The sequence below is a fragment of the Chryseobacterium vietnamense genome (assembly GCF_031454475.1).
Lineage (GTDB): Bacteria > Bacteroidota > Bacteroidia > Flavobacteriales > Weeksellaceae > Chryseobacterium > Chryseobacterium vietnamense.
Window position 1 is genome coordinate 557,954 of sequence record NZ_JAVDQX010000002.1, and the last position, 13,813, is coordinate 571,766.

10 protein-coding genes and 1 tRNA gene are annotated in these 13,813 nt (G+C 31.2%); 7 read left to right on the forward strand and 4 right to left on the reverse strand.

The window, feature by feature from the left end:
* Nucleotides 1-415 precede the first annotated feature (415 nt).
* From J2786_RS11765 to J2786_RS11785, 5 genes are all read left to right on the forward strand, one after another.
* Nucleotides 416-2,617 carry a sigma factor-like helix-turn-helix DNA-binding protein gene (locus J2786_RS11765; protein WP_310025325.1) on the forward strand — a complete coding sequence of 734 codons (2,202 nt, stop codon included), beginning with the start codon at nucleotides 416-418 and terminating at the stop codon, nucleotides 2,615-2,617.
* The gene (locus J2786_RS11770) at nucleotides 2,614-2,793 is read left to right on the forward strand and encodes a DNA modification system-associated small protein (protein ID WP_310025327.1); all 180 of its coding nucleotides are present in this window, start codon (nucleotides 2,614-2,616) and stop codon (nucleotides 2,791-2,793) included. Before J2786_RS11765 ends, J2786_RS11770 begins: the two co-directional genes overlap by 4 nt.
* The gene (gene dndD, locus J2786_RS11775; RefSeq protein ID WP_310025329.1) at nucleotides 2,790-4,901 is read left to right on the forward strand and encodes a DNA sulfur modification protein DndD; all 2,112 of its coding nucleotides are present in this window, start codon (nucleotides 2,790-2,792) and stop codon (nucleotides 4,899-4,901) included. The genes J2786_RS11770 and dndD overlap by 4 nt, the downstream gene beginning before the upstream one ends.
* Nucleotides 4,882-6,459: a DndE family protein gene (locus tag J2786_RS11780; protein ID WP_310025331.1), complete on the forward strand. Its 1,578-nt coding sequence runs from the start codon at nucleotides 4,882-4,884 to the stop codon at nucleotides 6,457-6,459. Before dndD ends, J2786_RS11780 begins: the two co-directional genes overlap by 20 nt.
* A gap of 733 nt (nucleotides 6,460-7,192) precedes the next feature.
* Entirely contained in the window at nucleotides 7,193-7,723 is a 531-nt protein-coding gene (locus tag J2786_RS11785; protein WP_310025334.1) for an antirestriction protein ArdA, read from the forward strand.
* A gap of 144 nt (nucleotides 7,724-7,867) precedes the next feature.
* Here the strand turns inward: J2786_RS11785 and J2786_RS11790 are convergent.
* Nucleotides 7,868-7,941, reverse strand: a tRNA-Gln gene (locus J2786_RS11790).
* A 360-nt stretch (nucleotides 7,942-8,301) separates the two neighbouring features.
* Here J2786_RS11790 and der point away from each other — a divergent pair.
* Nucleotides 8,302-9,612 (forward strand): ribosome biogenesis GTPase Der, encoded by a 1,311-nt coding sequence (gene der / locus J2786_RS11795; RefSeq protein ID WP_047434842.1) that lies wholly within the window; start codon nucleotides 8,302-8,304, stop codon nucleotides 9,610-9,612.
* A gap of 163 nt (nucleotides 9,613-9,775) precedes the next feature.
* A complete protein-coding gene (gene upp, locus J2786_RS11800; protein ID WP_047434840.1) occupies nucleotides 9,776-10,426 on the forward strand; it encodes a uracil phosphoribosyltransferase in 651 nt (216 codons plus the stop codon).
* Nucleotide 10,427: 1 nt separating this feature from the next.
* On the opposite strand, the gene J2786_RS11805 is transcribed toward upp, so the two are convergent.
* From J2786_RS11805 to J2786_RS11815, 3 genes are all read right to left on the reverse strand, one after another.
* Nucleotides 10,428-11,114 carry an alpha/beta fold hydrolase gene (locus tag J2786_RS11805; RefSeq protein WP_047434836.1) on the reverse strand — a complete coding sequence of 229 codons (687 nt, stop codon included), beginning with the start codon at nucleotides 11,112-11,114 and terminating at the stop codon, nucleotides 10,428-10,430.
* Between the two features lie 220 nt (nucleotides 11,115-11,334).
* The gene (locus tag J2786_RS11810; protein ID WP_047434834.1) at nucleotides 11,335-11,988 is read right to left on the reverse strand and encodes a ComF family protein; all 654 of its coding nucleotides are present in this window, start codon (nucleotides 11,986-11,988) and stop codon (nucleotides 11,335-11,337) included.
* 331 nt (nucleotides 11,989-12,319) lie between these two features.
* Nucleotides 12,320-13,798, reverse strand: coding sequence for a helix-turn-helix domain-containing protein (locus J2786_RS11815; RefSeq protein WP_047434830.1), 1,479 nt, complete (start codon nucleotides 13,796-13,798; stop codon nucleotides 12,320-12,322).
* Nucleotides 13,799-13,813: the final 15 nt, after the last annotated feature.

Genomic DNA, 13,813 nt, shown 5'->3' on the forward strand with positions numbered 1-13,813 from the left:
CATTTCACATATCTTTTAGTGAAATAATATAGATAATTGAAGTTTTTCACTAGCAACTAATTTATTAGAGAGGTTGAGATTTCCTTTGTTGTAGATGCACTTCCCTGTTTCAAAAGCTATGTTTTAATAATTAATATTTTTTAAATGTTTCCAAAAGCAAAGCTAAAATTTTAGCCGTGCTAAATTTGTATTATTTAAAGTGTAAAGATTTGTTCAAATACAGGGAAAATACGGAGTTAATTTTAACCATTTTTCATCATAGTTGCTACATAGAACATTCTTATAATGCTAAGGCTATTTAATATTAAAAATAATAAAGGCCAATTTTCTAATCAAAATGTGGGAAACCGTAACCTATTTATAAAAAAAAATTATTATTTTATCAATTGAAAATTTTTAAAATTACTCTTAGTAAATGACAATAGATGAAATTTATAGAACTGAGGACATAAGTATACGTTCTTATAATATTTGTAAATATAATGGATTAGATTCTATTGAAAAGTTAATACAGTACTATTTAACTCGTGGCTCGTTTGAAAAACTTAGAAATTGTGGAAGGAGATCCAGTGAAGAATTGATTGAAGTTTGTCAAAAATATCAGAAAATTATTTCGGAAAATATTGCAAATGATGCAATGCAGGGAAGGTCTTTAGAAGAAATAATTTCAAGTTTAACAAGAACACAAAGAGAAGTTATTAATAGTTTTATTGTCATTAATTCACATAGTTTATCCGTAAGAAGTCGAAATGGCATTGCTAAGTTTATAGATGGAAATTTCAAAGTAAAAAATTTCGCTGAAAAACTTTTGCTACCTCAAAACTTTAAAATAAGAGATATTGATAATATTGGGGCAAAATGTATTCCCGAGTTAGATGTTTATATTTCAATTGTAAAAGATTTTATATTAGAAGTGAGTCAATTAAATGATGAAAAGCAATTGATATCTTTAAAAAATGAATATTTAATACAGAAGACATTTTTAATATCAAAAATCCCAGCTAAAATATTAGAATCAGAGAATATTTTTCAGATTGTTGATTTTTTACTAAATAAAAATGCTTTTTTTAATGAAAATTATACTGTAATAATAAAAAAAGGATTAAAGATTTATCGAAACGAAAAAGTATTAACTCTTGATGAAATTGCACTAGAGATGGATTTGACAAGAGAAAGAGTCAGGCAGATAAGAAAAGATGCTTTGGAAAGCTTTCATGAAAAATTATTGTTTATTAAAAATTTTAATGATAACTTATTTCAAAACTATGGATTAGATATTTCTACGAAGCAAATTGAAATAACAGACGAGATAATGATTAGTGTAAATAATGTGAATGATACTAATTTTTCAAAAGAATTCATTTCTTTCCTATTGTCTGTTTATTTGAATGACGATTTTTCTTTGCTTGGAAATGTTGAAGATGTATTATTATCTCGATTTTTTACTTCTCGAAACAGACATAATTGGAACAACATATATTTAATTCGAACAAATATTATTGATAATTTGGATTTCAGTTTGTTTGTAAATGATGTAGAAGAAAGAATAAACGAGCGGATTGAAGAAACTTATTCTTTCAATTTTAAAAGCTATTTATCAAGATTTATTACAAAATTTGAAATTGAAACAATTGATTCGGTTTTTCCTGTAGCTGAAAAAATAATAAGAGATGAATTTGAATTGTATCTTGATTTAGATGATAATATTGTATTTAAAAAAAATACCATCAAACAATCCTATCAATATGCTTATGAAGCTCTTGAAAACTTAGGTCAACCATCCAAAGTTGAAGAGATTTTAAAAAAAATTATAGAATTATATCCCAATTATGATACGGATCAAAATAAAGTTCGAGCTTCAATGAAAAGAAAGGATGGATTTGTTCCAGTTGGTAGAGATAGTATATTTGGTTTAAAAAAATGGGAAAAAGAATTAGAAGATTTTAAAGGTGGTACAATTAGAAGTATTGCTATTGAATTTCTTGAAAAATTTAATGAGCCAAAACATATTTCAAGCATCACAGAACATGTATTAAAATATAGGCCAAAGTCAAATGATAAAAGTATTTATTATAATTTAAGAATTGACGAATCTAAAACTTTCATTTTTTTTAAAAACTCTCATATTGGAATAAATACTAAGACTTATGAAAAAGAGTTTGAAATCTTGGATGTTACTGATATTAATGAACGTAACTCTTGGGAAGACCGATTTGAAGATTTAAATGAATTTCTTTCAACTGAAAAAAGGTTGCCATTTTCTAATAATGATTTTTCGGAAGAAGAAAATAAGCTTTACAGATGGCTTAATGTGCAAAAAAGAAAGATCAAATTTAAAGAATTAGATGAACAAAAAGAAAAATTAATTATTGAAGTTTTTGATAAATTCCAACCAACAAATGGTAGAAGACGTTTAAACTCAATTGAAAAGTATAATGAACTATTTGATTTCATTGTAAATGAACGCAGATTACCTAGCATAAATATACAAGGAGAAGAAAAACTTTACAATTTCTTTTACAAACAACGAAAGATGTATAGTAATAATGAACTTGACAATTATGAAAAAAAATGTTTTTTAAAGGTAAATAAAATATTAAATGATCAAAATTTATGAAAATAAAAGAAACCAAAATATATCAAAACGAACGACTTAAAGAGATTTGTTCAAATAAGGGAGTTGATTATAAATCCTTGCAATCTTTACTAAACTCTGTGAAAGCTAAAAAAATAAAACGAGTAAACTATCATCAACAAAAAATTGTTGATACAATTGAAAAAGGGATAAAATGAAATTTTCTAATATAAAAATCAGCAATTTTCGACAATATTACAATACTGTTGATTTTGATTTATTCACTAATGATGAGCGTAACATCGTAGTTATTGGTGGTAAGAACGGGTATGGTAAAACTAATTTTCTACTTTCTATTGTTTGGTGCTTATATGGAGAGAAAATTTCTCAAATAGATGATAATTTCAAAAAAGAAATTCAAAAAGAAAAGAACTATTCTTCATTTATGCAACAGTCAATAAATTGGTCTGCACAAAAAGAAGGAATTGATACTTTTTCGGTTAGCATTCTTGTTGATGAAATTGAATTACCTGATATAACTAAGTTATCTTATACTACAGATAAAATAATAATAAGCAGATCTAGAAATACAGCAAATACAGAAGAGAAATTATCAATTATTGATCCAAAATCAGGTTTGGATGTATTCGATGATGATGACGATAAGTTTAATTTCATTAATGACTACATTATACCTATAGATGCGGCTAAGTTTGTGTTTTTTGATGCTGAAAAAATTGCTGACATTGCCAATCTCTCTATTAAAGAAGAAGGAAGTTTTATAAATGATGCACTGGGTAAAATATTAGGCTTAGATACTTACGAAGCTTTAATTGATGATTTTGAATTTTATATTAATACCTTAAAAAAAGAAGGAGCAAATAAAAATCTTCAAGAGCTAATTATTGATAAAGAAAAAGCTATTGAGCTATCAAACTTAGAAATTGAAAAATCAGAAGAGGAGAATGCTGAGAAACTTAAAGAAATTGATGAATTAAAAAAGCAAATTAGACATTTCGATAATTTAATTTCTCAAAATAGCAAACAAATAAATTCAAATTTCGATAGAGAGAAAGTAATTTCTGAGATACAAGAGTTAAAGATAAAAGAATTAGAACTTACTGAAAAGTTTAGTGAATTAAATGAGATTTTGCCATTAACTATTTTAGCTGGAAAGCTTGAAGAAGTTAAAGAGCATATTTCAATTCAAGAAAATAATGATATTTCTCAAAAAGTATGGAAAGAAAATGCGGAAAAAATAGAAAATTTTATTGAACTACTTTTTAATAAACCACCTGAGCCTGATAATTCAACAATGTCTTTTAAAGACAAAAGTTTCTATTATGAAAAAGCAAAGCGTTTAGGTGGTGAGCTTTATATTTCTGGAGATAAACATCAGGAAGTAGAGTTTGAACACGATTTAAATAATGCGGAAAAGAGTTTGATTTCTAACGCCATTAATTTTGTAAATTCTCAATCAAGCGATTCATTTCAAAGTATTGCAGAGGAATTAAACATTACTACTTTGAGAATGTCTGATTTAATAAAAATATTAAATCAAGCAGATGCTGATTTAGAAGATGATATTATTTTGGAATATTTTGCCGAAAAAGAGACAACTGAATATAGTATAACCTTGAATAATCGAAAAATTGGGGAAAACAATCAACAAATCAACAAATTAAGAAAGGACATAACTCGTTTTAATCAAGAACTGATTAGTCTTAGAAATAAGGTTGATATTAATGCTCAAAACAAATTAAAAATTAAAGAAGCAGAAAAATATATTGATACACTTAATACATTTTTAGAGGAACAAAAAAGTAAACATAAGAATAGCTTAGAAAAAACAATTCTTAACGAATTAAAAGCCTTGATGCATAAACTTGCAAGTGAAGAAAATAATAGCAAATTTATTGAAGATGTCAAGGTTACAATTTTAGCTTCTGGGCAAGGAATGAAAATTACACTACTTGATCAAGATGATACTGAAATTAGAAAGGAAAGTTTATCATCAGGAGAAAAACAGATTTATATTTCTTGTTTAATTAAAGCTATCTTAAATGAATCTGTCCAAACGTTACCCATTTTCATTGACACGCCCTTAGGAAGGCTTGATGAAGAACATAGAGATGGAATTACTAAAAAATATTATCCTACTTTATCAGAACAGGTTGTTCTTTTCTCAACTAATAGTGAGATTACACCTAAAAGATTTAAAGATATTTCAGAAAATATTGCAAAGTCTTATTTGTTAGTTAATGACGGTGTAAATACTAATTTAAAAAACGGCTATTTCCATAATTATGAGAATAACATTAAGTAAAGAAAATGATGAAATCCTATATAATCTTAAGCAATTATATACCTTTAAAAATGAAGGAATCGCTCCTCGTATCGCTTTTGCTTTAAGTTTACAGTCAGGCAAACATTTTAGTTTAGAAAATGAAATTATTCCAAAATCTGATGGTAAGGAATTTAGAGACGATAAAGCTCTTTTTGGCACTATAATAAATGATACTTCTAATGTTGTTATTTTCAAAGCAATATTAGATCAACATTATAATAAGAATACTTTTGAAGATGAATTTATAAAATTATTTAAGCTCCATTTAAATCATGGTCTGAAAATATGGAATGATGATTTAGAAAACGAAGATATTTCTAATGGAAATCACATAAATGTTTTATTAAAGTCTCTTAAAAAAGGTTTAAATTTAAGATCTAATATAACTCATGTCGCTTCAGGCAGAAAAAGATCGAATGTTAAAGAATTCCAAGAGTTGCTATCATTTGAGATTGGAAAATCAGAAAATAATGAATCAGTTATTATTAATATAAACGATTTACGAGAGTTTGATAATAGAAACATTGCAATTGCAGGCATGGCAGGTTCTGGAAAGACTCAACTTATAAAAGATATTCTTTATCAAATTTCTAAAAACTCTAATAACGAATTGAAATTTATATTCTTTGACTATAAAGGAGAAGGAAATCCAGAGCAGTTAAAACCATTTTTAAAAGCTACTAATGCAAAATTCGTAGATATAGTAAATGATGGAGGTGTGCATTTTAATCCTTTTTTATCTATTAATTTAGATGAAAGACAAAGACCTTTTAGCATACGAGCATTTGTAGATACAATTTCTACATTTGTACCAAGAATGGGAGTTGCTCAAGAGAATATTTTGATAACACTAATCAATGATTTACTTGATAGGAAGAATGGTATATATCCAACGATTACAGAATTATTTGAAGATTTAGAAAATTATTACGAGGAAAATACAATTAGACAGGATACCTTATATTCTGTAATAAGAGATTTATCTACAAATATTTTTAATTGTGATCCAAATAATTCAGATGTTTTAAGCCAAAGCTTATATTTGAATTTACCTCCTGCTCTTTCTGATACATTAAGACAGTTGGTGGTATTCCTTTTATTAAGATATTTTAATTCTTATTTCAGTTCTACAAATGACTGTGAGCCTAGAGATTATATATTCCCTGTTCGATATGTAATCGTGATAGATGAAGCCCATATTTATTTAAAAAACAAGAATGCTAGAAAAGCGCTCGAAGATTTATTGAGACTTTTAAGGTCTAAAGGAGTTATTGTGGTGATGCTTTCACAAGGTGTTGAAGATTATAAAACAAAAGATTTTGATTTTGCATCACAAGTTAAATTACCAATTTGCCTGAATGTACAGAACAAAGATTATAAATCTATTAGTAATTTTGTAGGAACTCCTAATAGTAAGTATAAACTCGAATCTGAAATCAAAAAACTAGATTCAGGGAAAGGATTAATAAATATTGGGGAACCTAAAACAATTGAATTAAAACAGTGGTGGAAAACTAAAATAGATGAAAATTTATGATGAGTTTTAGACCTTTTAGTAGTTCTAATATATAAAGATAATCAATTATTATGTTGAAAGTATATCACAACTAGATGATGTGGGCTGAGAATCGTTAGAGATACATGAAAATTTCACAAAAAAAAGGCTGTTTTCACGAGTTGTGAGATGGCCTCTTTTTTTCTATTCATAGCCAAACAATGTAATATAAAATTATTTAAAAAAAAACAGAATGGTAAATCCTCATCCACAAAACTACCCCTGCCCATATCTCTCAAAAAATCAAATAATCCTTTATAGTAGAATTTACGACAATTTAATACCAAAAAAATATAATAAGTGTACGGACATGACCTACTACCTCTAATCAGTACCCCTCCGAAGTTTCTTTTTGGGTGCCCCCCTCCTAACTGTCAAACTTTTTCTCATACAGTTCTTTTGTTGTATGCGGTTTTTGTAGATTTAATTTTATTTTCCACTCAAATATTTTACTGATTATACTCTTAAAACTAGATATTTATTAAATATTTTTTTGACAGTTTTTGTTCTGTTTAAAAATATTTTAAAAACTTTAATTTTATAGTTAAAATCTCTGTCAATTGGCATGAATATTGACTTTATTAATGTGTCAAAGAATTATTTCAAGTTCTTTTTTCCTAGATTGATTCCTAAAATATTATATAAAAAATGCCTAGAGTGCTACGAACACAACTAGGCTATATCAATAAATTTTAACTATTCTAAAATTATCGACATGACAAATTTACAAAATTGTCTTGATTCTTGCAGTATCTATGTAGGAACGTATTCAAAGTACAACAACGGGAGTCTATATGGCAAATGGCTGAACCTTTCTGAATACTCAGACTATGACGAACTACTTACAGCAATGTATGAACTACATTCAGATGAATCTGAACCAGAATTTATGTTTCAGGACTATGAAAACTGTTCTTTCTTTGAGAAGTTAGGATTAATAGGAGAAAGCTATATATCCAATAATATATTTGAAATAGCAGACCAAATAAACGGTTCTGGACACGATTTAGAAATTTTTGAGGCTTACCTTAGTTGTGTTGGAAAAATGGATTTTCAGAGTGTTTATGATGGTGTAATGAACTATTATATGGGCCAATATTTAGATGATGAAACATTTGCACAATATATTTTAGAAGAAAGTATTGCCGAAAGTTTACCAAACTATATCTATATTGATTGGGAAGCTACAGCAAGAAATTTAATGTATGATTATTTTGACAGTAATGGGCATTATTTCCGTAACTAAAATACAATCAGATTCAAATAGATTCAATGAAATTCACTCCAAGCATATTTTATCAAAAGTATGACTAAAAAGGTGACCAAACGTCAAAAAGTGACCAAAAATAAAATGCAACTTGCTGTAATTTAGCGAGTTGCATTTATTGAGTGGTAGACCCACAGGGATTCGAACCCCAGATGACTGAACCAAAATCAGTAGTGTTACCGCTACACCATGGGTCTGTTTCTATGCCGCGAAATTATAGAAATTATTTTAAATATGAAAATCTAAATTAAAGATTAATTAACATAAAAGAAGCTTGAATTGCTTTACTTATTGATATCCAAATAATTATTTTTCAAGAAAAATTAAAAAAAATCTGCTTCTACCCATAAACAGTAGATTTGTGGATATTATCTGTTCGATTTGAAGAGCAGGGGTTACATTAATTTATCCGAATAATAATAACTTCCCGCTTCCATTCTAAAAAGATCCGTTAAATAATAAAATCTTATCTTTGCAAAAAATTGGGCTCCAAAAGTTGGAGTAACCCATTAATAACATATCCTTGAGCAAAGTAAAAGGATTATTAAACATTTTTTATGTCAAATATTGTCGCAATCGTTGGACGTCCCAACGTAGGAAAATCCACGCTTTTTAATCGTTTATTAGAAAGAAGAGAAGCAATTGTAGATTCTACAGCGGGTGTTACCAGGGACCGTCACTACGGAAAATCAGACTGGAACGGAGTAGACTTTACGGTAATTGATACCGGAGGTTATGATGTAGGTACAGATGATATCTTTGAAGAAGAAATCCGTAAGCAGGTACAATTAGCGGTGGATGAAGCCACTTCTATTATCTTTATGATGAACGTAGAAGAAGGACTTACTGACACAGACTACGAAATCTACAGACTTCTTAGAAGATCCAACAAACCTATTTATATTGTTATCAATAAAGTAGATTCTGCAAAGGAAGAACTTCCTGCAACAGAATTCTATCAGCTGGGAATAGATAAATATTATACACTTTCTTCTGCTACAGGTTCAGGAACAGGGGATTTATTAGATGATATCGTTAAAGATTTCCCTACTACAGAATACAAAGATCCGTTTGAAGGATTGCCTAAAATCACCATTGCAGGCCGTCCAAACGTAGGAAAATCTACGATGACCAATGCTTTATTGGATGTTGAAAGAAATATCGTAACAGATATTGCTGGAACTACAAGAGACAGTATCCAGACTTTATATAACAAATTCGGACATGAGTTTGTATTGGTAGATACTGCAGGGATGAGAAGAAAGTCTAAGGTAAACGAAGATCTTGAATTCTACTCTGTAATGAGATCGATCCGTTCTATCGAATATTCTGACGTCGTGATCATCATGGTAGATGCTACGCAGGGATGGGAATCTCAGGATATGAACATCTTCGGATTGGCTCAGAAAAACAGAAAAGGAATTGTAATCCTTGTGAATAAGTGGGATTTGATCGAGGATAAGCAGACCAATACAATGCGTGATTTTGAAAAATCAATCAAAGATAAAATTGGTCAGTTCCAGGATATTCCAATCTTATTCGTTTCAGCTTTAACGAAGCAGAGAATCTTAAAAGCTGTAGAAGTAGCTATGGAGGTTTATGAAGACCGTAAGAAGAAAATTAAAACTTCAAAACTGAATGAAGTAATGCTTCCGATCTTCGAACAGACACCACCACCGGCATTGAAAGGAAAATATATCAAAATCAAATATTGTGTACAGCTTCCTACGCCTTCACCACAGTTTGTATTCTTCTGTAACCTTCCGCAGTATGTGAAAGAACCATATAAGAGATTTACTGAAAATCAGTTGAGAAAACAATTCGGGTTTACCGGAGTTCCGATTGAAGTGTATTTCAGACAAAAATAATAAGAACAATTGTTCATCAAAAACCCTCCGGCAAGCGAAGCTTGCCGGAGGGTTTTATTTCATCAGAACAGACTTTCTCCTTAAGCCCAATCTTTCAATTCGTTTTTTAGTTGTAATTTTGCAGCAATTAATATCAATTAACTGAAATTAAAATTAAATTTTCATGCTTACTATTTTATCGCAACAATTTTCTCTTGTCAACGAATGGATTAACGAACTTAGAAACGTTACGATCCAGCATGACCGAATGAGATTCAGAAGGAATATGGAAAGAATCGGGGAGATTGCCGCTTTTGAAATAAGTAAAGGTCTGGAGTACAGGGAAGTAGAAATTCAAACTCCTTTAGATACAATAAAAAGCAGGGAAATTGCTGTACAACCGGTTATTACAACTATTTTAAGAGCCGGAGTTCCGTTATTCGAGGGTATTCTGAACTATCTGGACAGGGCAGACTGCGGTTTTGTAGCTGCTTACCGAAAACATGATGCCAACGATTATTTCTCAATCAAACAGGATTATCTTACCTGTCCAAGCATTGAAGGAAGACCGCTAATCGTAGCAGATCCCATGCTGGCAACAGGAGCATCTCTCATTGAAGCTATCAAAGATTTGCTGACCAACGGAAACCCAACACAGCTTCATATTGTTGCAGCCATTGCATCGAAACAAGGAGTTGAAACTATCCGGAATGCATATCCTGAAGCTCACATCTGGGTAGGAGCTATTGATGAACATTTAACTTCAAAAGGGTATATCACACCAGGATTGGGAGATGCCGGAGATTTGAGCTACGGAGAAAAACTTCAGCGATAAATTAAGAAAGATTCCAGAAATCTTTTATTAAATTCAATAATAAATTGGGTCGTACTTTATCCATAGGATGCTTGGTGTCCGGGAGTACGGCCAATTTTGCATTAGGAAGGCTTCTGTAAACCCTCGCACTCTCTTCCAGAGTTACCATATTATCTTTATCACCTACCATGATTTGAACCGGAGTGGTAATCGTGGCAAAATTATTTTCCAGCGGAGGATTTTTACCTAAATCAATCATCAGATCAGCAATAGCTGGAAGAAGCTGTTTCCATTTTGTTCCGTGCTGAGATTCTAAATGCTGAGCATACTGGGGAATTTTTTCAAGAATCACATCCGGATTAAGCATCTTGCTTTCTTTTATGGCCTCTTCCTCAGTCCAGTCAAATTTTGTCCCCAGTGTTATAACAGAATTTACATTGTCAGGGTTTTCCATGGCGTAGCAAAGCGCAACATAACCTCCCATGCTGTGTCCGAAAACAGATACATCTGTCAGATTATTCATTGTACAATACTCAGATAATTCCTCAACATACTTCTTAATAGTAAGGCCGCCTTCAGGAAGTTCCTGGTCTCCATGTCCCGAAAAAAGGGGAGTATGAACTGTAAAATAGGATGACAGAACATTCAGATAAGGCTTAAAAATGTCGCTGTGGCCTAAAGCTCCGTGCAGTAAAATCAGATTGGGCATTGTTGTATAGTTTCCTGAAAATTAGGAAAAAGAATTGAATGGTGAAAATGAAGGTAAGAGCGGGAGAGAGTTTGAGAGTCTAAGAGTAAGAGTGTAGGAGAGTTTGAAGGTTTTAAATTTTGACAATATTTTTGAGAATAACCCACCCGCCATCTCGAAACAAATCCCTCGTCTTCTAAACTGCACCCCACACCTCGAAACTCGTATCCCGAATTCCATATCAAACATCCACTGCCATCACCAGTACACTCACTCTGTTATTTCCGGCATTTAAAATTTCCCAAGCAATCGATGAAACAGTATTTCCTGTGGTAAAAACATCGTCGATCAAAAGAATATGCTTTCCCGTAACAGCTTGTGTGACGGAGAATGTATTAGAAGACTCCAATCTATGTTTTTTATCTTTTAAAGCCTGTGCTTTTGAATAATGATTTCTTTTGATTAATCTGTGATCGAAAGGAATGTTGTAAAATGCAGATAAGGTTTCAGTGAACAAATGGAGTTGATTATATCCGCGCTCTTTCAGTTTCCTGGGATGAAGAGGAACACTTGCCAGTAAGTCAGGTTTTTCATTCTTGAAATCCAGACGTTCTGTTGTCCAGCCTGCGAGAATCTTACCGACTTTTTCCCTGCTTCTGTATTTTAGATCGTGAATAATCTTACGGCTTAAGCCTTCCTCTTCAAACTGTATCAGTGCAAAAGTGTTCTCTACAGGGAAAAATAAATTACATTTTTCTTTGATTGGATTATTTTCGAAATAATCATAATGGGTAAAGTGAATCTGATTAAAGCAAAGGCCACAAACCAAAAGTTCAGGATCAATGATTTTGTTGCAGTGAATGCAACGATTCGGAAACAATAAATCTAATATCATGAATGTGTTTTTACTAAGATAGAAAATAATTGTCAGATTTTGCTTTGCAAAGCCAATCGTGAATTATTAACGCTACTGTTCACAAAGTTTGTTATTTCGTATTGTTCGCAAGATCATTTCATTTAGCAAGGGAAAAACCTTTTTGTTGCTGAGTGTATGTCTTCGCGAGCAAATATTCTAAAATTATAATAGAAAACTTTGTGAACTCAGCGTTTAGATAAATATAGTTACATGTAAATTTCAGCAGCAAGTTGATTATTAATAAACCCGAATCTCGCATCCCGAATAAAAATTCACAAGCGAAGCGCATTGACGATTCACTATTCATATACTAATTCTCAAATCTCTTCCTGATCTTCTCCACAGAGCTCTTCATACTCAGATTAAAATGTTCCTTTTCCAGTCTTACCGGTGGAGCTTGTCTTACTTCACAGTCAGGAATACTGCAGGATTCACAGGTAACTCCTACGTTGATAGTTTTTAAAGAAGGAGACTTGATAAAACCTATTTTTTTAATCGTTTGAGAATTCAGTAAAATCCCCAGACAATAACTTCTGTTACTTCCATCTGAGAAAGGATTTTTCTGTGAGGTAGAAATCACCAGATAGCTTATTCCCTGGTCTTTGTAATGAGAAATCTGAGCATCTGTCTGTGTTTCATTTTCTTTTAAATCATCGAGATTTTTCACAGCAATCCATCTTCTGCAATAATGTTCATTGGTAGCATTGGCGTGAGGCGCCTGTTGATGATTAAGATGCAGCTCCTTTAAAATCTGAATTTTATCCGAATTTTTCTTTTTGACCAGACATAAATAAAAAAGATCCCTGATCCCCATCTCAGCCGAAAGAATATTCGTAAGGCGGTAATAAAAGGTTTCCGGTGAACGGGTGAAGCTATTGATCAGGCTTTCGAAATTTTTGGGCTCCCAGGTATTTTGCTGAAAAAATTCCGAAGTCTTTTCAATAACCGGTTCTTTTGAAATAAGCAAAGCGCCAGCGAAATAAGAAGCATAAAAATTATTCAGTATTTCTTCAAAACTTCCAAAGTCCAGCCATGAATACGTATTGGGACGATTTTTTAATTCCAGTACATTGAAACCGATTTCTTTGGCAAGGATGAACGTTTTCTGATCCTTTTCCAGTTTTTGATTCAGAAGCAAAAGTTTTTTCTCTGGAATGAAAAGAGAACGAAGATTATCCAGGGTTCCATATTTTTCAAAATCTTCAGACTGAATAGTGTAGCTGAATTTTTCTCCAAGAATTTTCTCCAGAATATCAGACTTTAAGCTTTTCCCGATTTTTAAGTGATTTTCCTGGGTAAACAGCCTTACTTTTTCTTCAATTTCCGGAAAATAGTTATCATACAATTCCTGAAAAGACCTTAATACCGCAAAATAGAACCTTTCCTTTCCCAGATTATAATTCTGAGAAATTTCAATAAGAGCATTGATAAAAGCGGTTACTTTTTTAGGAGCATCACTGATAATACTGATAAGGTTGTTTTTATTGATCCCGAACAGTTCCAGAGGAACTTCTTTGAAGAAATCAGACTGAAGAATTTCGTTGAAAGGAGCAAGGCTTTTATCCAGCTTGGTAGAAACCAGATCATCGAAAGTACAGTTTAGTGCTTCAGAAAGCTGGATAATTTTATCGTGCTTGGGATATTTTTTTCCATTCTCAATTTCGTTGAGGTAAGATTTTGATAATCCTGTCTTTACAGCAAGGTCCTGCAGAGACCAGTTTTTCTTTTGTCTCTGCTGTTTCAGTTTTAGTCCGAAAACTGTTTTGATAAAGTCACTTTCTGAATTCATTACTCAAATATAAAT

Excerpts from the sequence above, each read along its gene's own strand:
- J2786_RS11765 (WP_310025325.1), top strand. The coding sequence starts at position 416 with ATGACAATAGATGAAATTTATAGAACTGAGGACATAAGTATACGTTCT.
- J2786_RS11770 (WP_310025327.1), top strand. The coding sequence starts at position 2,614 with ATGAAAATAAAAGAAACCAAAATATATCAAAACGAACGACTTAAAGAG.
- dndD (WP_310025329.1), top strand. The coding sequence starts at position 2,790 with ATGAAATTTTCTAATATAAAAATCAGCAATTTTCGACAATATTACAAT.
- J2786_RS11780 (WP_310025331.1), top strand. The coding sequence starts at position 4,882 with ATGAGAATAACATTAAGTAAAGAAAATGATGAAATCCTATATAATCTT.
- J2786_RS11785 (WP_310025334.1), top strand. The coding sequence starts at position 7,193 with ATGACAAATTTACAAAATTGTCTTGATTCTTGCAGTATCTATGTAGGA.
- der (WP_047434842.1), top strand. The coding sequence starts at position 8,302 with ATGTCAAATATTGTCGCAATCGTTGGACGTCCCAACGTAGGAAAATCC.
- upp (WP_047434840.1), top strand. The coding sequence starts at position 9,776 with ATGCTTACTATTTTATCGCAACAATTTTCTCTTGTCAACGAATGGATT.
- J2786_RS11805 (WP_047434836.1), bottom strand. The coding sequence starts at position 11,114 with ATGCCCAATCTGATTTTACTGCACGGAGCTTTAGGCCACAGCGACATT.
- J2786_RS11810 (WP_047434834.1), bottom strand. The coding sequence starts at position 11,988 with ATGATATTAGATTTATTGTTTCCGAATCGTTGCATTCACTGCAACAAA.
- J2786_RS11815 (WP_047434830.1), bottom strand. The coding sequence starts at position 13,798 with ATGAATTCAGAAAGTGACTTTATCAAAACAGTTTTCGGACTAAAACTG.